19 protein-coding genes and 1 tRNA gene are annotated in these 19,142 nt (G+C 67.7%); 13 read left to right on the forward strand and 7 right to left on the reverse strand.

Features of this window, described 5'->3' with window-relative positions; genetic code table 11:
- The 4 genes from VEA62_RS09405 to VEA62_RS09420 all read left to right on the forward strand — a co-directional run.
- Positions 1-942, forward strand: a 942-nt coding sequence (locus VEA62_RS09405) for a helicase-related protein (RefSeq protein ID WP_324820894.1), incomplete at its 5' end; no start/stop codon positions are given.
- Positions 943-1,029: 87 nt separating this feature from the next.
- Positions 1,030-2,571, forward strand: coding sequence for a hypothetical protein (locus tag VEA62_RS09410; protein ID WP_324820896.1), 1,542 nt, complete (start codon positions 1,030-1,032; stop codon positions 2,569-2,571).
- A gap of 75 nt (positions 2,572-2,646) precedes the next feature.
- Complete coding sequence (locus VEA62_RS09415) at positions 2,647-2,865, forward strand: hypothetical protein (RefSeq protein WP_324820898.1); 219 nt, start codon at positions 2,647-2,649, stop codon at positions 2,863-2,865.
- A gap of 264 nt (positions 2,866-3,129) precedes the next feature.
- Positions 3,130-3,924: a DpnI domain-containing protein gene (locus VEA62_RS09420; protein ID WP_324820900.1), complete on the forward strand. Its 795-nt coding sequence runs from the start codon at positions 3,130-3,132 to the stop codon at positions 3,922-3,924.
- Positions 3,925-4,362: 438 nt separating this feature from the next.
- Here the strand turns inward: VEA62_RS09420 and VEA62_RS09425 are convergent, their stop codons facing one another.
- The 3 genes from VEA62_RS09425 to VEA62_RS09435 form a co-directional block, all read right to left on the reverse strand.
- Positions 4,363-5,460: a Glu/Leu/Phe/Val dehydrogenase gene (locus VEA62_RS09425; RefSeq protein ID WP_324820902.1), complete on the reverse strand. Its 1,098-nt coding sequence runs from the start codon at positions 5,458-5,460 to the stop codon at positions 4,363-4,365.
- Positions 5,461-5,790: 330 nt separating this feature from the next.
- Positions 5,791-7,329 (reverse strand): hypothetical protein, encoded by a 1,539-nt coding sequence (locus VEA62_RS09430; protein ID WP_324820904.1) that lies wholly within the window; start codon positions 7,327-7,329, stop codon positions 5,791-5,793.
- A tRNA-Arg gene (locus tag VEA62_RS09435) sits at positions 7,307-7,383 on the reverse strand. Before VEA62_RS09435 ends, VEA62_RS09430 begins: the two co-directional genes overlap by 23 nt.
- Positions 7,384-7,682: 299 nt before the next feature.
- Here VEA62_RS09435 and VEA62_RS09440 point away from each other — a divergent pair.
- Both VEA62_RS09440 and VEA62_RS09445 read left to right on the forward strand, forming a co-directional pair.
- Positions 7,683-10,160: a helicase-related protein gene (locus VEA62_RS09440; protein WP_324820907.1), complete on the forward strand. Its 2,478-nt coding sequence runs from the start codon at positions 7,683-7,685 to the stop codon at positions 10,158-10,160.
- Positions 10,157-10,453 (forward strand): RNA-binding S4 domain-containing protein, encoded by a 297-nt coding sequence (locus VEA62_RS09445; RefSeq protein WP_324820910.1) that lies wholly within the window; start codon positions 10,157-10,159, stop codon positions 10,451-10,453. Before VEA62_RS09440 ends, VEA62_RS09445 begins: the two co-directional genes overlap by 4 nt.
- On the opposite strand, the gene VEA62_RS09450 is transcribed toward VEA62_RS09445, so the two are convergent.
- A complete protein-coding gene (locus VEA62_RS09450) occupies positions 10,440-11,063 on the reverse strand; it encodes a YceI family protein (protein ID WP_324820912.1) in 624 nt (207 codons plus the stop codon). The genes VEA62_RS09445 and VEA62_RS09450 overlap by 14 nt on opposite strands.
- 176 nt (positions 11,064-11,239) lie before the next feature.
- Between VEA62_RS09450 and fdxA the strand changes: the two genes are divergently transcribed.
- Complete coding sequence (gene fdxA / locus VEA62_RS09455) at positions 11,240-11,581, forward strand: ferredoxin FdxA (RefSeq protein ID WP_324820914.1); 342 nt, start codon at positions 11,240-11,242, stop codon at positions 11,579-11,581.
- A 320-nt stretch (positions 11,582-11,901) separates the two neighbouring features.
- A complete protein-coding gene (locus VEA62_RS09460; RefSeq protein ID WP_168046434.1) occupies positions 11,902-12,453 on the forward strand; it encodes a CarD family transcriptional regulator in 552 nt (183 codons plus the stop codon).
- A 53-nt stretch (positions 12,454-12,506) separates the two neighbouring features.
- Here VEA62_RS09460 and VEA62_RS09465 read toward each other — a convergent pair whose 3' ends face one another.
- Positions 12,507-12,884, reverse strand: coding sequence for a c-type cytochrome (locus tag VEA62_RS09465; RefSeq protein ID WP_324820917.1), 378 nt, complete (start codon positions 12,882-12,884; stop codon positions 12,507-12,509).
- Positions 12,885-12,987: 103 nt separating this feature from the next.
- On the opposite strand from VEA62_RS09465, the gene VEA62_RS09470 reads away from it, so the two are divergent.
- The gene (locus VEA62_RS09470; protein WP_324820919.1) at positions 12,988-13,356 is read left to right on the forward strand and encodes a hypothetical protein; all 369 of its coding nucleotides are present in this window, start codon (positions 12,988-12,990) and stop codon (positions 13,354-13,356) included.
- Here the strand turns inward: VEA62_RS09470 and VEA62_RS09475 are convergent.
- Positions 13,353-13,856, reverse strand: a complete 504-nt coding sequence (locus VEA62_RS09475; protein WP_324820921.1) for a DUF3617 domain-containing protein — start codon at positions 13,854-13,856, stop codon at positions 13,353-13,355. The two genes, VEA62_RS09470 and VEA62_RS09475, sit on opposite strands and share 4 nt — an antisense overlap.
- 180 nt (positions 13,857-14,036) lie before the next feature.
- Between VEA62_RS09475 and rpmB the strand changes: the two genes are divergently transcribed.
- The 4 genes from rpmB to VEA62_RS09495 all read left to right on the forward strand — a co-directional run bounded on the left by rpmB (position 14,037) and on the right by VEA62_RS09495 (position 18,356).
- Positions 14,037-14,333 (forward strand): 50S ribosomal protein L28, encoded by a 297-nt coding sequence (gene rpmB / locus VEA62_RS09480; RefSeq protein ID WP_324820924.1) that lies wholly within the window; start codon positions 14,037-14,039, stop codon positions 14,331-14,333.
- Positions 14,334-14,485: 152 nt separating this feature from the next.
- A complete protein-coding gene (locus VEA62_RS09485) occupies positions 14,486-14,824 on the forward strand; it encodes an MmcQ/YjbR family DNA-binding protein (protein ID WP_324820926.1) in 339 nt (112 codons plus the stop codon).
- 74 nt (positions 14,825-14,898) lie between these two features.
- Positions 14,899-16,644: a M1 family metallopeptidase gene (locus VEA62_RS09490; protein WP_324820929.1), complete on the forward strand. Its 1,746-nt coding sequence runs from the start codon at positions 14,899-14,901 to the stop codon at positions 16,642-16,644.
- A complete protein-coding gene (locus tag VEA62_RS09495) occupies positions 16,641-18,356 on the forward strand; it encodes a M1 family metallopeptidase (protein WP_324820932.1) in 1,716 nt (571 codons plus the stop codon). The genes VEA62_RS09490 and VEA62_RS09495 overlap by 4 nt, the downstream gene beginning before the upstream one ends.
- Here VEA62_RS09495 and VEA62_RS09500 read toward each other — a convergent pair.
- Complete coding sequence (locus VEA62_RS09500; protein ID WP_324820934.1) at positions 18,353-19,129, reverse strand: transglutaminase family protein; 777 nt, start codon at positions 19,127-19,129, stop codon at positions 18,353-18,355. The genes VEA62_RS09495 and VEA62_RS09500 overlap by 4 nt on opposite strands.
- Positions 19,130-19,142 lie beyond the last annotated feature (13 nt).

Raw genomic sequence — 19,142 nt, forward strand, 5'->3', positions numbered from 1 at the left:
GCCACCCCCGGCCCGTGGGAGATGGAGCGCACCGGCGGCGTCTTCACCGAACAGGTCATCCGCCCCACCGGCCTGATCGACCCCCCGGTGGAGATCCGCCCGGTCAGCGGCGACACCCGCAACCAGGTCGACGACGTCATCGACGAGGTGAAACAGGTCGCCCGCAACGGCTACCGCTCCCTCGTCACCGTCCTGACCAAGAAGATGGCCGAGGACCTGACCGAATACATGCACGAGCAGGGCGTCCGCGTCCGCTACATGCACTCCGACGTCGACACCCTCGAGCGCATCGAGATCCTGCGCGACCTGCGCATGGGCGCCTTCGACGTCCTGATCGGCATCAACCTTCTGCGCGAGGGCCTCGACATCCCCGAGTGCGGCCTGGTCGCCATCCTCGACGCCGACAAGGAGGGCTTCCTGCGCTCCGAGACCTCGCTGATCCAGACCATCGGCCGCGCCGCCCGCAACGTCGACGGCCGCGTCATCCTCTACGCCGACCGCATGACCGGCTCGATGGAGCGCGCCATCGCCGAGACCAACCGCCGCCGCGCCAAGCAGGAAGAGTACAACCGCGAACACGGCATCACCCCGGAGTCGGTCAAGCGCGACATCCGCGAGATCATGGCCAGCCCCTATGAGTCCCGCGCCCTCGACCAGCTGACCGCGCCGGGCGTCAAGGAGGAGGCCAAGCCCTTCACAGGCTCCAACTTCCAGGCCGCCCTCAAGGACCTCGAAGGCCGCATGCGCAACGCCGCCGCCAACCTCGAATTCGAGGAAGCCGCCCGCCTGCGCGACGAGATCAAGCGCATGAAGCTGATGGACCTGGAGTTCGCCAACGAAGTGCTGACGGGGGAGGGGGAGGCCGTGGACAGGAGCGCGCCGAAGCGCTGGCGGGCGGATGCCGCGGCGGAGAAGGCGGAGGCGTTCAGGAAGGGAAGGTAGGGGACACAACCCGAGGGATACGGGGGGGGCTGACGTCGCGCGACAAAAGCTGTCTAGTTGCGAAGTCGACAGCGAAGTTGGGGGACCATGGTCGAGATTATCAAGGCGCTCGCTTGGCCCGTGGGCATCATCGTCATTCTTTGCGTTGCGCCGTTCTCAATAAGAGCCATCATTCGAGCTCTCAAAGAGGCGAACCTCCACCTCAAAGCTCCGGGTGGGTTTGAAGCCCGGATCGAGAGGTCGGGAGCGATAGACTCCGTGTCTCTTGACAGTCCCTCCCCCGCGACCCGCCTCGCCGACGACTCCAAGTCAGCCGCGCTAACGCTGGTCGAGTCGGGGGATGACGCTCTTCCGAAGCCTAGTGTGGCGGATGACCATTTCTATTTCGTCCAAGACCCCGCAATTCTGGCGGCGAGATTTGCCGCATTTCGTGCCAGTGACGACGCTTACGATGCCGACCCCGATTTCTGGGAGGCCATCTATGTCGAGCGTAGACGTGACTTGGGGGTAGGTGGCGCGGACCAAGAACTCCAAGCCCTTGGCGATCAGCATCCTGACTGGATATGGCCCCGTATCTTCCTCTTGCGGCGAGCAGCCGCGCTTGGAGGGTATGAAGAGGCGGAAGCCCTAGTCGTGGAGTTGATCGACAAGCATGGCTTCGCGAAAGATGGGCAAGCTTACATCGAAGCAGCCAGATTCTATTTCTCGTGGAGAGGCATCGGGCGAGCGCTCGATTTTGTTCGCTCGGCAATATCAGATGGAGCAGATGCTGATTTGGCAGCTAAGCTTCTTCTTGAGGTGGCCAGCCTTAATGAGGATAAACAGAATCCATTTACTCACGTTCTTCTGCGTGAGGTCGCAATAAGGTATGCGCCTGGTGATCGAAATCGGCGTTTTGATATTGCATATACATATGGCGATCATCCGGCTTTTAGTGCGTTGTCATGTCAGCACTATCACCAAATAATAGATTCCGATCCAAGCCATGCCCATAGCAAAAACAACTTGGGAATCCTGTATCATTCGTTCGGCAAGGTTGCCGTACATCATGATTATATGGACCAAGCTGCCGCGCAGGGAGAGCTCTTGGCCACTGCCAATTTAGCTAGAAGTTTGGCTTCTGAAGGTTTTGTTGGGAGAGCGGAGAAGCTCATCGAGGATACTGATTGGAGCGAGGATGAAGAGCAGCATGCTCGCGCCAGCGCGGCTGTGATAGAGCAGCGTAAGTTGATACCAGAGGCGATCGCGAAAGTTCGGAAGGAGTCTGAAAAGGATTTTGTCGAGTTTCAAAGAATCGTTGGAATATCCAGCCGATACTGGATCGAAAGTGGTTCGGATTGGGTGCTTGGGAAGTATGAGTCTGTTGTGGGACAGGGCGTAATATCTGTTGATGTAGGCGCACGTATAGAAATTACGATCAACGGGAAGGTGTATACGGGGACGTTGCAGCGTCAACCCCTTTGTGCCGGCGGATGGATATCTGAGGCGGGTGCTTCTCTCTTGGGCGCAGACCGTCGTCAAGCGGCTCTGTTCTTCCGAAGCGCAACCGAAGCATCGTTGTTGATTTGGCCGAGCAATGCTCAACCCAGCGGTTTGATAAACATCGACGTGAGAAAGCTTCCTGACTGACTAGTTGGTCACCAATCTTGGGTTGGTAGAAGCTTTTTCGTCGCGCAGGTATGGTCTTGGCGGGAGGCTCGCACCATGCCCAAGTTCACCATCCTCTCTCGCGTCGACGCCTACGTCGATTACACCACCGAGGTCGAAGCCGACTCCCTAGAGGAGGCCGTCGACCTGGCCTATGACGGCGACCCCTCTATCAAGTGGAAAGAGCAAGGCGTGGTCGAGTTCGACGCCCGCCATGTCGTGGCCCTCGACGCTGACGGTGAGGAGATCGAAACCTACTCGCGCGGCAAGGGCTGATAAGGCGACCCTCTCCCGGCGGGAGAGGGCTTGAGCCTCCGGGAGCCCGCAGGGCGATCGGCAAGGCGAAAGGGTGAGGGGCTACGGCTTCCAGCCCCGGCACTGACCGCGCCGCAGCGTCGGCCGACGGGAACCCCTCCGTAGCCATCCGACCCTCACCCCTTCGCGCAGCCGCTCGCTGCGCTCGCGGGCGCTCAGGCCCTCTCCCAATCGGAGAGGGCATCCGGGGCTGACCCCCGCCAACCTACCCGCTACGGTGGGTGGATGGGGGACGATACCAACTCGTGGTGCAGTCTCGGCTTCGCCGAGCCGAGCGCCGCCTACACCAGCGCGACCCAGCAGGCGCGCCATCTGACCGAGGGCTGGATGGCGGAGAACGGCTTCTGCCCCGCCTGTCCGGCCGACCGGCTGCCGTCCCTGCCCAACAACACCCGCGTCGGCGACTTCCGCTGCGCCGCCTGCGGCGAGGAGTATGAGCTCAAGTCCGGGCAGGGCGCCGTCGCCGGGGTGCTGCCCGCCGGGGCGTGGGGGGCCATGAAGCAGCGGCTGGCGGCGGCGAACAATCCCAGCCTGTTCGTCATGGGCTACGACCGGGCGGCGCATCGCGTCAGCGAGCTGATCGTCGTGCCGCGCCATTTCTTCACCGAGGCGATCATCCGGCCGCGCGCGCCGCTGGGCCCCGACGCCCGCCGCGCCGGCTGGCAGGGCTGCACCATCCGGCTGAAGGACGTCCCCGCCGCCGGCCGCATCCCCCTGATCCGGCACGGCGCGCCGCGCCCGCAGGCCGAGGTCCGCGCCGCCTGGGCCGCGACGCTGTTTTTGCGCGAGACCCGGCCGGAGGCGCGCGGCTGGCTGCTGGCCGTCATGGGCGCGGTGGAGGCGGTCGGGCGGCCCGAGTTCACCCTCGACGAGGTCTACGCCCACGAGTCCCGGCTGGCGGCGCTGTATCCGGACAACAACAACGTCCGCCCGAAAATCCGCCAGCAGCTGCAGGTGCTGAGAGACCGGGGCTGGCTGAGCTTCGGTGAGAAGCGCGGGACGTACCGGCGGACCCTCTGAACTTTCGTCATCCTCCGGCAAGGCGCTTCAGCGCCGTGACCGGGGGACCCTGCGGCGCCGCGACGGCGGCGACACACGGGCGGTCGGGTGAGAGGCGGAGGCCGCGACGGCGCTGCCGACAGGGTCGCGCTCGCGCGCGCCGCTGGGTCCCCCGGTCTCGCTGCGCTCGCCGGAGGATGACGAAAGCGAGGGGGAGGGCGTATCTGACCCTTCTCCCAATGGGAGAAGGTGGCGCGCAGCGCCGGATGAGGGTCGGCTGGTTGAGCGGCGAAGCCGCCTGCTCCGGTCGCCCCTCACCCCTGAGCGCCAGAACGACGGCCACGCCGCCGTGCGCTCAAGCCCTCTCCCATCGGGAGAGGGAGGCGGAGAGTCAGTCCGATTCTGACGGAGCGCTGCCGTACGCCCTCCCCCAAGGGGAGAAGGATCACAGGTTCGCGCTCAGGCCGCCTTGCGCTGCTCGGCCTTCTGGTCGCGGGCGGCGTTGATGCGGGCTTCGGCGATCGCGTCGGCGATCTCGTGCGTCGGGCGCTTCTCGACGGCGGAGCGTTCGAGGATTTCCTCCAGCGTCTCCATCAGGCGCGACAGCTTGCCCTCGACCCACTGCGGATCGTAGGCGCCGCCGGTCTGGCGGGCCTTCATCTCGGAGGCGACGTTGATGATGCCGCCGCCGTTGACGACATAGTCGGGGGCGTAGAGCACGCCGCGCTCGAACAGGATCTGGCCGATGTCGGGGGTGGCCAGCTGATTGTTGGCGGCGCCGACGACGGCCTTGGCCGAGATGCGGTCCAGCGTCTGCGGGTTCAGCGTCGCGCCGAGGGCGCACGGGGCGTAGATGTCGGCCTTGACGTCATAGATGGCGTCGGGGGCCACGACCTCGGCGTTGGTGCGGGCGGCGACCTCGGCCAGCAGGGCGGTGTTGACGTCGGTCATCACCAGCTTCGCGCCGGCGGCGTGCAGCTTGTCCGCCAGATAGCCGCCGACGTGGCCGATGCCCTGCAGGGCGATGGTCAGGCCGGTCAGGTCGTCCTGCTTCCACAGGCGGCGGGCGACGGTCAGGGTCGAGCGGAACACGCCCTCGGCGGTGACCGGCGACGGGTCGCCCGAGGCCTCGGGGCCGTCCTTCAGGCCGAGCACATAGGGGGTGACCTTGCGGGCCTCGGCGATGTCGGCGACCGACACGCCGACGTCTTCCGCCGCGTAGTAGATGCCGCCCAGGGTGTCGACGGCGCGGCCGAAGGCGCGGAACAGTTCCGGGGTCTTCTGGGTGCGGCTGTCGCCGATGATGACCGACTTGCCGCCGCCCATCTCGAGATCCGCGACGGCGTTCTTGTAGCTCATGCCGCGCGACAGGCGCAGCACATCCTCGAGCGCCTCGGCGCTGGAGGCGTAGTTCCACATCCGGGTGCCGCCGACGGCCGGGCCGCGCGCCGTCGAGTGAACAGCGATAATCGCACGCAGGCCGGTCTTTTCATCAAAGACGGCGTGGACGCCTTCGTGGTTCGCGAAGGACGGGGAATCGAACAGCGTCTTGCCCATAAGCGGCGTCTCCCGGGGTATTTTTTGTTGCGGGGCTGATACGCCGGGCAGCGATGAAGGGCAAGCATGGCGGTTTGGGGGCGCGGGCAGACATGCGATGGCCGACATCAGCTTTCGACCCCCAGGGTGGGCGGGTGACACACTGACTAACTGCCACTCCACGTGCTCGACCGACGAAGCTTTGGAGGTGATCCGGCGAAACGCTGCGACTGAGATCTCAACACGCGGCCTCAGATATCAATGAAGGCGCCGCTGTTAAAACCGAAGCTGCAGGGCTCGACGAAGGAGACCTCGGGTCGGGCGCCGAGCTGGCCCAGTGGAGCACCTGCGTCAGTCCAGCAGCGATCGGATCCACGCCTCAAGCGCCGCCGTGTTGTTCATGTCGCCGTCAAAGCGATGAGCGGGCTTGACCGGCTCATTGTGTCCGCGCTCCCGGCCGATGTAGAATTTCATTGGCAAAGACATGCTGCCCAGACCGCTCGGCATGCGGACGCTGCGTATCTCCATGTAGACTGTGTCGGCGCCCGTTTCGCGCCCGACGGGTGTCGCGCCCAGACGTGTCCAAAGGTCGACCGCATCGAGGCAGGCCGACATGCATGACTCGTCTGTGAGGACGAACACGTTCCCTCGCGGCGAATAGTAGGACAGATCTCCGCCGTCGGCGCCCGCGCCCCCGTCCGGAGAGGGCGCGATCACCCAGCGGTCGTCGCCATTGGCTATCGCCGCCTCCAACCCCGCGATGGACCTGAGGTACCATGCCCTTGTGTCGATCGAGAGGTTGCCGTTGGCGTCGCGTTCCCGGAAGGCGTTCCGCAGGGACTGCAGATTGCCCAAGGACGCTCTCCAGACCACCGTCATCGGGGGCTCGGGCACGCGCTGAAAGGCCCCCTCGCCCCAGAGACCCCTCGCAATCTCGGCCGACCATGCCGACGAGCCGCCCCCGTTGCCGCGAAGGTCGAAGACAATTGCGGGCGCCAGACGCAGGGCATCAGCCTGCCCGCCGATCTCGGAAAGGACCGTGCGTAGGGCCTGTCCGTCGTCGCTCTCGGGATTGCCGTTAAAGGTGGGGAGCGAAATCCAGTAGGTTCCGTCCTCGAGCCGGCGCATGACGATCAAACGCCGTCCGGGCGCCGGGAAGACGTTGTAGCGACCGTAGAAGCCGGGACCGCCCTCCCGCCAGTCGAGTTCGACCGATCGGCTGCCGGCGGCTGTTTCGACGACGCACCGTCCTATCGGCCGGACATAGGGGTCGCCGGTGTCGAGCATGACCATCGGCCCGAACATCGCCCGCTGCGACGCCAGCTCCCACCGCCCGAACCGGGCGCCGATACGATCGTCGCCGACCTGGAAGGCGTCGCGCCCGTCGCAGGCGACGATGCGAGCCCCGACAGGAACTCCGGACCAGTCCTCCGCGAGCGTCACCACGAGGCCCCTGTCGCCATCGTCCTGGACAATGAACCCGGGCCACTTCACCTCATTGTCGGGTGTCGACCCGAACACGCCGTACCCAAGGTGTCCGTCGTTGAACGCAGCGACGTAATGCTGCATGGCGTAGAAGTAGTCCGCGAAGCTGTCCGCCTCTTCGGCCCGCTCAAGCGCCAGCGCGTACTGGGTCTCGTTGATCCAGGCGAAGTCCGGGTCGTCCGGATTGACCATGCCCGGATGGCTGCCGGCTATCGCTGAATGGGCCGCGGCGGCATCTGTCCGAAGCGCTTCTCCCCAGTCGCGGGCCGGCTCCTGGGCGAGCGCCAGACCGGCTGCGGCGGAGAGGGAAAGCCAGAACGACAAGAACCCCAACCCTCCGCCTTCACGGTCGCAGCATTCCTGTGCTGGCTCAACAGTGCGATGGCGACCCCGGCAGGACTCCAACCTGCGACCTCGGCTTTAGGAAAGCCTTGCTCTATGCAGCTGAGCTACGGGGCCATCGGCGGTGACCTAGCGGGTCACGGCGCGCGGGGGAAGCGGGGCCGGGGGCGAAAATCACTGCACCTCTGCGGGCCAGCCGGCACCGCTTCCGCTCGACCACCTTCGCTGTTGTGGTTAATCGCCTTTAAGATACAATATCTTGTGGGGAACAAATCCCGAATCGGGCCGTGTCGGTGATTCGGTCCTGATTCGTTTCGCCCCTGTTCCGCCAGATCGAGCCTTGCTGTTTACCGATCGACGGGATCGTCCCGGCGCCGCTTGAGGAACCGGGCGGGAAGAGCCACCTTTTCCGTATCATGAGCGACCGCGCCACAGGCCTGGCCCCCTCGCGCGTCGTCGCGGTGCTGGGCCCCACAAACACCGGCAAGACCCATCTGGCGGTCGAGCGGATGCTGGGCCACGCCTCGGGCATGATCGGCCTGCCGCTGAGGCTGCTGGCGCGCGAGATCTACGACCGGATCGTCAAGCGGCGCGGCGCGGCGGCGGTGGCCCTGGTCACCGGCGAGGAAAAGATCGTCCCGCCCCGGGCCCACTATTTCGTCTGCACCGTCGAGGCCATGCCGATGGAGCGCCAGGTCGAGTTCCTGGCGGTCGACGAGATCCAGCTGGTCGCCGATCCGGAGCGGGGGCACGTCTTCACCCAGCGGCTGCTGCACGCCCGCGGCCGGTTCGAGACCATGTTCCTCGGGGCCGGGACCATGGCGCCGCTGATCCGGTCGCTGGTTCCCGACGTCGAGATCGTGTCGCGCGAGCGGCTGTCGACGCTGTCCTACGCCGGATCGAAGAAGCTGACCCGCCTGCCCCGGCGCAGCGCCATCGTGGCCTTCAGCACCGAGCAGGTCTACGCCATCGCCGAGCTGATCCGGCGCCAGCGCGGCGGGGCGGCGGTGGTGATGGGCAGCCTCAGCCCGCGCACCCGCAACGCCCAGGTCGAGCTGTTCCAGTCGGGCGAGGTCGACTTCCTGGTGGCGACCGACGCCATCGGCATGGGGCTGAACATGGAGGTCGACCACGTCGCCTTCGCCGGCCTGAGGAAGTTCGACGGGCGGCGGACGCGCTGGCTGCACGCGCACGAGATCGGCCAGATCGCCGGCCGGGCCGGGCGGCACCTGAGAGACGGCACCTTCGGGGTGACGGGCGAGGCGATCGAGCTGGACCCCGATCTGGTCGAGCAGGTGGTCGAGCACCGCTTCGATCCGGTCGAGGCGGCCGAGTGGCGCAACGCCCGGCTGGATTTCGACACCCTGAACGACCTGCTGCGCTCGCTGGTGGTGACGCCCGGCGTGCGGGGCCTGAGCCTGACGCAGCCGGCGCTTGACGAGACCCTGCTGCGCCGGTTGATCAAGGACGAGGACGTCGCCCGGGTCGGCCGGTCGCGCGGGGCGATCATGCGGCTGTGGGAAGCCTGCCAGCTGCCCGACTTCCAGAAGACCACGCTGGACGAGCACGCCCGGCTGGCGAAGGAGATCTTCGAGGCCCTGACCGGCAGGCGGGGGCGGCTGACCGCCGACTGGATCGCGCCGCGGCTTGCCGATCTCGACCGCGACGACGGCCAGATCGACCAGCTGTCGGCCCGGCTGAGCGGGGTGCGGACGCTGAGCTACATCGCCAACCGGCCCGACTGGCTGGATCAGGCGCAGGGCTGGCGGGACCGCACCAGGGCGCTGGAGGAGCGGCTCAGCGACGTGCTGCACGAGCGGCTGACGGCGCGCTTCGTGGACCGCCGCACCACCGCCCTGATGCGGGCCCTGAACGTGCGCGAGGACACGGTCGCGGATGTCGACGCGGACGGCGCGGTGGTGGTCGAGGGCCATGCGGTCGGGCGGCTGACAGGCGTCGACTTCCAGATCGACAAGGGCGCCAGCGCGCTGGAGGATCGGGCCCTGCGCCACGCGGCGCGGCAGGCGGTGACGCCCGAAATCGCCCGGCGGCTGGGCCGGCTGGCGGCGGATGCGGACGACGCCTTCGCCGTGACCTCCGACGGCGCGGTGCTGTGGCGCGGCGTGCAGGCCGGACAGATCGCCGGCGGCGACTGGTTCGCGCCGCGGGTGCGGCTGCTGGGCGAGCTGGGGCCCGTCGCGGCCCGCGAGCGGGCGCAGCGCCGGCTCGAAGCGTGGCTGGCGGGCGAGGCCGGACGCGCCCTGCGGGCGCTGCGGCGGCTGAAGACGGCGGTCGAGAACGGCACATTGAAGGGATTGCCGCGCGGGGTGGCCTTCCGGCTGGTCGAGGCCGGCGGGGTGATCGACCGGCGCGACGTCGAGCGCGACCTGGCGGCGCTGAGCCAGGTCGAGCGCCGCACCCTGAAGACCTTCGGCGTGCGGCTGGGCGCCCATTCGGTCTGGTTGCCGGCGCTGATGAAGGGGCGCGGCGCGACGGTGGCGCGGGCGTTTGTGGCGGGAGAGCCGTTCCGACCAGGCGCAGGGACGCTGACCGCCCTGCCGGAGGCGGCCCCGTCGGCGCGCCTGCTGTCGGCGTTCGGCCTGCGCGCCGTCGGCCGCGTCGCCGCCAGGGTGGAGATGCTGGAGTCGCTGGCCGAGCGGCGGGCGCGCAACAAGGGCGTCCTGGCCGAGGCGGACCTGGCCGAACTGGGCCTGACGCCCGAAGACGCCAGGACGCTGGCCGCGGCGCTGAAGTCGACCCGGGCCCAGCAGCCCGATCGTCCCGGCCGGGGACCGAAGCCGGCGGCGGACTCGCCATTCGCGGCCTTGTCCGTGCTGGCCCCGCCGGCGACGCCCGGGCGGCGGAAGCGGCCCCGCAGGCGGGCCGGCAAGTGAGCGAGGCCAGTTGCCGCATCGATGTCTGGCTGTGGCGGGCGCGGTTCGCGAAAAGCCGCTCCCTGGCCGCCGCCATGGTCGAGCGGGGCGCGGTGCGCCTCACCCACAACGGCGTGCAGACCCGGCTCGACAAGGCCAGCCGCAGCGTCCACGTCGGGGACGGCCTGGTCTTCGCCCTCGGCGGCCGGGTGTTTGATCTGCGGGTGCTGCAGATGGGCGAAAGGCGCGGACCGCCCGAAGAGGCCCGCGCCCTGTATTCGCTCATGGAGCCGCGGCCGCCTACTGGCGAATGAACTCGCCCTCGATATGCAGGCTCACCTCGTCGCCCAGAACCGGCAGGGCGTAGTTGATGCCGAAGTCCGACCGCTTGATGGTCGCCTCGCCGTCGAAGCCGGCCCGATAGGCGCCGCCCATCGACGGACCGGCCTGGTTGAACCGGACCATCATGGTCACCGGCCGGGTGACGCCACGCAGTGTCAGATCGCCGACCACGGTGGCCCGGTCAGGAGCCGTCGGGTCGACGGTCACCGAACGGGAGACATAGGTCGCGACCGGGTGATTGGCGGTGTCGAAGAAATCGGCCGTCTGCAGATGGGCGTCGAGGCCATCCGAGTTGGAATCCACCTCCGTCAGCGGAATGGTCGCGGTCAGGGTCGCCGCGGATGGATTGGCCGGATCAAGGGTCAGGTCCGCGTCGACGTTCACGAACTGGCCCTTGTAGGTCGAGAACCCGAGATGGCTGACCGACCAGGTGATCTTGCCGTGGTCGGAATCGAGCGCATAGGCCCCCGCCCGGACCTCGGCCGGAGCCCGGGTCAGGGCCGCCTGGGCGACGACAGCGCCGCCGGTCAGAAGGGTGATCGAGGCGGCGGCGGCGATGGCGGTGCGGGAGACGAGACGCATGGGGCGAAATCCTGTGATGATGGACGATCTGCAATCGAGCTTGATACAGATAGAGCGCCCCGCCCGCATCGCAACCCCGTCCGGGATGCGTCACGTCCGCCCACCGAGTTGACAGGCGGGGTCTCCGGGGTCATCTGCGCAACCCGTCCCCTGCAACCGCGAACGCTTTCCGCTCAATGACCTACATCGTCACCGACGCCTGCGTGAAATGTAAGTTCATGGACTGCGTCGAGGTCTGTCCGGTCGACTGCTTTTACGAGGGCGAGAATTTCCTCGTCATCGCGCCCGACGAATGCATCGACTGCGGCGTCTGCGAGCCGGAATGCCCGGTCGACGCCATCAAGCCGGACACCGAGGACGAGCCCGACGGCAAATGGCTGATGGTCAACGCCGAATACGCCAAGGTCTGGCCGAACATCACGGTCAAGGGCGCGCCGCCCGCCGACGCCGCACAGTTCGAGCGTGAGACCGGCAAGTTCGAGAAATACTTCTCGCCCAAGCCCGGCAAGGGTTCCTGACCGCTGTCCTCCCGGGCGAGCCGGGCCGGTTCACAATCCGGAGAGGATTTACGGCGTTCCGCGTACTGACGCTGTGGACGTTTTGAAATTCCGCAGATTTGTGATAGGTTACTGTCATTGGGTCGGGCGGTCTGCGATTTCTTCGCGCCGCCCGCGTTTGCGACAGAATCCCGCCCACGCAGGCGGGATCGGCCAGAGGTTTGGTGATCCGTTTCCGTTTTTACGACTGACAAGCACGCCAGCGGCCCTCGCCGCGGGACGCCCGCCGTCGTTTCCACGTATGCGCCTCGCTCCGCCTTTTGGGCCGGGAAAGGAATGACATGACGAACAAGACTGGTCTGGAATTCAAGGTTGGCGACGCGGTCGTCTATCCGGCGCACGGCGTCGGCAAGGTGGCGGCGGTCGAGACCCAGGAAGTCGCGGGCATGTCGCTGGAGGTCTATGTCGTGACCTTCGACCACGAGAAGATGACCCTGCGGGTGCCGACCAAGAAGGCCAAGACCGCCGGCCTGCGTTCGCTGGCCGCCGACGATGTCGTGTCCAAGGCGCTGACCACGCTGAAGGGTCGCGCCCGCATCAAGCGCACCATGTGGTCGCGCCGGGCCCAGGAATACGAAGCCAAGATCAACTCGGGCGACCTGATCTCGATCGCCGAGGTGGTCCGTGACCTGCACCGCGCCGACAGCCAGCCGGAACAGTCCTATTCGGAGCGGCAGCTGTATGAATCGGCGCTGGACCGCATGGCCCGCGAAGTCGCGGCGGCCAACCGCATCGACAAGGACGCCGCCGTCGAGCTGCTCGGCAAGTCGCTGAGCGCCAAGAAGGCCGTCATCGCCGCCGCCGAGGCCGCGGAAGAAGCCGAAGCCGCCTGAAGGGGCGACGATCGCTGACTGCGAAAGGCCCGGGAGCGATCCCGGGCCTTTTCTCAATTGGGCCCGCCCCCGCCCGTGCCGGAGACGGATTCGAGGTAGGCGATGACGTCGGCGACCTCGCTGGCCTCAAGTTCGATCTGGGGCATGGCCGGGTGCGCCGTCACCAGCCCCTCGGCCAGGGCTTCCTGCAGATCGCGGACGGGGTAGGTGCGGCCCATCTCGCGGAAGGGCGGGGCGGCCTTCATCGGGCTGTCGCCGGTCCGCTCCACGGCGTGACAGCCTGCGCACCTCAGCCGGACCAGGTTGCCGCCCAGGGCGACAGAGCCGAACGGCGTCGAGTCGACGGGCCTCGCGGGCTCCTCGCCCGTACCGGCCGCGCATGCGCCGAGTGCAAGAAGTCCCGTCATCGCCAGCGTCTGAACGAGTCTCATAAGTCCTCCTCCGGGATGTTCCCCAGTTGCGGGCGGAGCCATGGCGCCGTCAATGAGGTTCCTGTCCGCATGGTCCATCGAGGACCGTTACGAGGAACGCGCAATGACCGAATTCTACCATGTCCGACTAGAGATGGCGCGGGCGCCGGAGACCCCGGCCGGGGATCCCGGCGAGGGTTACGACATCGTCGCCCCGCTGGACGCAGACGGCCGGCTGGATGTGGAGGCCTGGCGGGCCGAGCCTGAGCGGGCCTACGCCCGCCGGTTCAGCGATGGCGCGACCCGGGCCAAGGGACGGCTGCGGTACGCCGGCGGCCACTGGATCGTGGACCTCCCCGGCGAGGCCGAGGACGCCGTCGGCTACCGGTTCGGCGACGAACGGTTCGTGGTCGGAGAATACGTCAGCCTGACCCAGCCCTCGGGCGAGCAGACCACCTATCAGGTGACGATCAGCGCGCCGCTCGAGGCCTAGAAATACTCGGCGTTGGCCGGGCACTGGGCCGCCAGCCGGCGGGCGGTGATGCTGGCCGGCAGGTAGGGCGTGCCGCGGGCCAGCTGGGCGCCGCCGCGGAATCTGAAGCTCTCCTGCTCGTAGGTGCCGTTCAGGCGGACGTTGACGCGCCGGCCCTTGCGGTCCTGACAGGTGCCTTCGAACCGGGCGTTGCCGTTGCCGACCTGGCGCACCGGATAGGTGCACTGCCAGCGGCGCGTCGACAGGCCGCCGAAGAAGCGGTTGATCTCGCTGGGGCGCACGCATTTGGTTTCGGTATCGCGCACGCCGACGGCGCTGGTGGTGTATTCCCAGTAGCCGGGGAGGACGGTGTCCTCGCTGGACTGGGGCGCCATCGCGGCTTGCGGCGCGACGGGCGCGGCCAGGAACAGTGCGCCGGCGACGACCGGCGCGGCGGTGGCGGCGACACGGACAAGTACGGAAGGCTTCATGGCGGTCCCGGGGTTGATCTTCGCTCTCATGGCTAATGGGAATATATGGCGGCAATTGAACGGCGGCTGAACGGCTCCGTTGCGCGGACCGAGTCTTGACGGGACGAGGACTCCTCCTCTATACGCCCCCCTCTCGCGCGGGATGACCTCCCGCGCGCACCTGTTTCATGCGTCCGCTTCTTATCGTGGACCGCTCCGAAGGATAGTCAGATGTCGCGTCGCTGCGAACTCACCGGTATCGGCCCGATGGTCGGCCACAGCGTGAGCCACTCGAACATCAAGACCAAGCGCCGGTTCCTGCCGTCGCTGAAGACGGTCAAGGTCGCTTCGGAGGCCCTCGGCCAGACCTTCTCCCTGCGCATCTCGAACGCCGCGCTGCGCACCCTGGACTACAAGGGCGGCCTGGACCCGTTCATCGTCAAGGCCCGCGACGAGCAGCTGTCGGCGGCGGCCCAGCGCATCAAGCGCCAGGTCAAGGCCAAGCTGGCCGAACAAGCCGCCGCCTGATCGGCGACGACATAGAGTTCTGAAGAGGCCGGTGGAAACACCGGCCTTTTTCTTTGCGCGCATCCGGGTTGTCGGGCCAGTCTGAACACAGACGGGAAGGGGGTCTCCACCAGGCGGCGCATGGCCGCCCTGCCCGCCTGGGAGGAAGGACGATGACGCGCGAAGAGATGTACGCCTACGCCCTGTCCTTGCCCGACACCGAGGACTCGACGCTGCACGGGGTCCGCTGCGTGCGGCTGAGGGGCAAGCTGCTGGTCAACGACACCCGCCTGCCGGACGCCGTGTCGCTGTCGCTGGATCACGGCGACATCGATTTGCTGATGGAGACCGAACCGCAGACCTACTTCAAGACACCGCATTTCCAGGGCTGGCCCGCGGTGCTGGTCCGCTATGAAGCCGCCGACGACGACCGGCTGCGCGAGCAGATCGACAAGGCGTGGGCCCGGCGCGCGACCCGGGTCCAGCGCAAGGCCCGCCTGCTCGAGGACTAAGATTACAGGGAGTTCATTTGTCGGGCCGGGTCCATCGCCTACCGTCCCGCCGGTCAACAGGACGGGGCTGGATAATGCTGAGAACCTTTGGGCGCGCCGTGGCGATGACCAGCGCGCTGGCCCTGATGGCCACCGGCGCTCTCGCGCAGGACCGCAACGCCGCCGGCGGGCCGGAGGCCTCGGCCTTCACCCTCGAGACCGACCAGCCCCGGACACCCGAACAGGAGGCGATCCGTTTCGACAAGGCGGACCTGGCGATCACCGTCCTGCCCGAGGACAAGGCCATCCGCGGCGTCGCGGTGCTGGACTTCACCCTGCTCGCGCCCCTCGAGCGGCTCGTGGTGGAATTGGACGCGCTGTATGACGTGACCGACGTCCAGGTGGACGGCCAGACCCTCGCCCGCGACCAGTGGAGCAATCCCGAGGGCCGGATGACGATCCAGCTGCCGCGGCCGCTGGCCGAGGGGGCCCGGACGTCGCTGCGGATCGCCTATGGCGGCCAGCCCCATACGGCCCGGCGCGCGCCATGGAATGGCGGGTTCGTCTGGTCGACCGCGCCGACCGGCGAGCCCTGGATCGGCTCGGCGGTCCAGCTGGACGGCTGCGACCTCATCTTTCCCTGTATCGACAATTCGAACGCCGAGCCGGGCCAGGTGGATCTGCACCTGACCGTGCCTTCGAACCTGTCGGCGCCGGGCAATGGCGTGTTCCAGGGCAAGACCGACAACGGGGACGGCACCACGACGTGGAACTGGAGCATCCAGCACCCGAACATCTATGCGGTGAACGTCAACGTCGGCCCGTTCGAGGAGGTCACGGGCGAGTACCGCAGCCGGTTCGGCAACGTCATTCCGATGCACTACTGGCACCTGAAGTCCGACAAGCCCGAGGACGTGCAGCGGCTGTTCGCCGAGTTCCCGCAGATGCTGGACTTCTTCGAGGCCTATGTCGGGCCCTTCCCGTTCGGCGACGAGAAGATGGGCGTGGTCGAGACGCCGTACCTGGGCATGGAGCACCAGACGCTGAACGCCTACGGCAACGGCTACGACATCGACGGCCACGGCTACGACGACCTGCTGCAGCACGAGTTCGCCCACGAGTGGTTCGCCAACCAGCTGACCAACTGGAACGCCGACGACATGTGGCTGCACGAGGGACTGGGCAGCTATATGCAGCCGCTCTATGCGCGCTGGCTGCGCGGCGAACGCTACATGCAGCGCGAACTGGCGGATCAGCGCGACGGGCTGATGAACCGCGCGCCCGTGGTGTCGCGCCGGGCCCAGACCGTCGACGACGTCTACAACCGGCCCACCGGGCCCGGCGGCGACATCTATTCCAAGGGCTCCCTGATCGCCCACACCCTGCGCATGACGATCGGCGACCGGGACTTCTTCGAGGCCCTGCGCATCCTGGTATACGGCCGCCCGGACCCGGCGCCGGGCAATTTCCGGCCGGTGACGCGCTCGACGCCCGACTACAACCGCATCGTCAACGAGGTGACCGGCCGGAACTACGACTGGTTCTTCAACGCCTATCTGTACGAGGCCTCTCTGCCCGTCCTGAAGGAGACGCGCGACGGCGACCGGCTGAACCTGGAATGGTCGACACCCGCCGGGATATTCCCGATGCCGCTGGAGGTCGAGGTCAACGGACGGGTCCGGGTGCTCGACATGCGCGACGGCCGGGGCTTCATCGATACGCCGCCCGGAGCGATCGTGATCATCGATCCCGCCAACAAGGTGCTGCGCCAGCTCGACGAGGTCGACCGGCTCCAGGCCTGGCGGCAGGCTCAGCGGGTCCGCCGGGAGGCCTCGCAATGAGGCGGCAGGCGGCCCTCATCGCCGCAGCGGCCCTCGCCGCGACCGGTGCGCACGCACAGGAGGCCGGGACGACGCCGGCGCGGGAATCGACGGCCTTCACGCTCGGCACCGATCAGCCGCGGGCGCCCGAGCAACTGGCGGTGCGCTTCGACAGGGCGGACCTCACGATCCGCGTCATCCCGGACGACAAGGCCATCGACGCGGTGGCCGTGCTGGAGTTCACCGCCACCGCGCCCGTCGAGCGGCTGGTGGTCGAGCTCGACACCCTGCTGACCGTCTCCGCGGTGGCGGTGGACGGCGTCCCCGTCCCCGCGGAGCGCTGGTCCAATCCCGAGGGCCGGATGACCGTCGAGCTGGCCGAGCCGCTGGCCGCCGGCGGGACTGCCCGGCTGCGCATCGCCTATGCCGGCCAGCCCCGCGTGGCCCCGCGCGCCCCCTGGGACGGCGGCTTCGTCTGGGCCACCGCGCCGACGGGCGAGCCGTGGATCGCCACGGCCGTCCAGCCGGAGGGCTGCGACATCTTCTGGCCGTGCATCGACCATCCTCTGGCCGAGCCCGGGCGGGTCGACCTGCACATCACCGTGCCGTCGAACCTGTCGGCGCCCTCGAACGGCAAATTCCTCGGCACGGTCGACCACGGGAACGGCTGGACCACCTGGAACTGGTCGGCCGCCAATCCGAACACCTACGCCATCGCCCTCAACATCGGCCCCTACGTCGAGATCTCCGGCGCCTACGAGAGCCGCTTCGGCAACACCTATCCCATCCAGTACTGGCATCTGAAGTCGGACGACCCCGCCAGGGCCCGGGCCCTGTTCGACGAGATCGCGCCGATGCTGGACTTCTACGAGGCGACCGTCGGCCCCTACCCCTTCGGCGACGAGAAGATGGGCGTGGTCGAGACGCCGCACCTGGGCATGGAGCACCAGACGATCAATGCCTATGGCAACGAATACAAGCTCGACGGCCGCGGCTTCGACTGGCTGCTGCACCACGAACTGTCGCACGAATGGTTCGGCAACCAGCTGACCAACCGCAACGCCGACGACATGTGGCTGCACGAGGGCCTCGGCAGCTACATGCAGCCGCTCTACGACCGCTGGCTGAACGGCGAGATGTTCATGCAGGCCTCGCTGCTCGAGCAGCGCCGCGACCTGATCAACCGGTTCCCCGTCGTCTCCGGCGAGGAGAGGTCCGAGGACGAGGTCTACCAGGACGACACCGGTCCCGGCCTGGACATCTACAACAAGGGCTCGCAGATCGCCCACAGCCTGCGCATGCTGATCGGCGACGAGGCCTTCTTCCGCTCGGTGACGCGGCTGGTCTACGGCACGGCGACGCCCCGCCCGGGCGAGTTCAGGCCGCGCTACGGCACGACCGAAGAGTTCATGGCCATCGTCAACGAGGAGGCCGGGCGCGACCTGACCTGGTTCTTCCGCGGCTACCTCTACCAGGCCGCCCTGCCGGACCTGCGGCAGACCCGGGTGGACGGCGAACTGGCGCTGGAATGGGTCACCGGCGACGGCGCCGCCTTCCCCATGCCCGTCGAGGTCGAGATCGACGGCCGCCGCCAGACCGTCCCGATGGCCGACGGCCGCGGCCGGATCGCGGCGCCGTCGGCAGCCCATGTGTTGATCGACCCCGACAACAAGGTGCTGCGCCGGCTCGAATTCATCGAGGCGTGGAAGGCGGCGGACGGCGAGGACGACTAGACCGCTTCCGCCGTCACCGATTGCCGGACCAGTTCGCAGCGCCCCTGGGTGGTCAGGAAGGCGATGTCGGCGGCGTCGCGGCCGCAGGCGATGCGCACCAGACCCTCGACCGGGGCCAGCCCTGTCGGATCGACCAGCCACCAGCCGTCCGACAGCCAGACCTCGAAGATGGCGTGGAAGTCCGGCGGCGTCAGCTGGTGGGCATAGGCGCTGACCGCCCGGGCTGGAATGCCCGAGGCGCGGCACAGGGTGATGCCCATGTGGGTGAAGTCGCGGCACACGCCGGCGCGGTCGATGAAGGTGCGGGCCGCCGTGGTCTCGCTGTCCGAGGCGCCCGGCTCGTAGTCGATCTCGGCCCTGATCCAGTCGAGGATCCTGAGCACCCGATCGCCCCCGACCGTGCCGCCGAAGGTGCGTTCGGCGAAGCGCCCGAACTGGTCGGACGGGCAATAGCGGCTGGGGTTCAGATAGGGCAGCACCTCGGCCGGGAGGTCGCCCCAGTCGTGCTGCACCGTCACCGGCGGCAGGCCCTTCAGCGTGCCGTTGTCGACCACCGCCTCATAGGTCAGGGCGACGTCGCCGGACAGGTGGGCGCGCAGGGTTCTGGCCCCGAACTCCTCGTCCTGGTCCTCGGCGAAGGCCACGGCGGGGGCGGCGGTCAGCCGCTCCTCGAGGATCGTCTGTCCCGGCCAGTGGGCGACCTGGATCTTGTAGATCGCATCCGTGGGCGGGTCGAAGCGATAGACGAGTTCGGCGCGGACACGGATTTTCATGGGGTCGGACTGA

It is taken from the genome of Brevundimonas sp. (genome assembly GCF_035627475.1).
In the GTDB taxonomy this organism is placed as follows: Bacteria; Pseudomonadota; Alphaproteobacteria; order Caulobacterales; family Caulobacteraceae; genus Brevundimonas.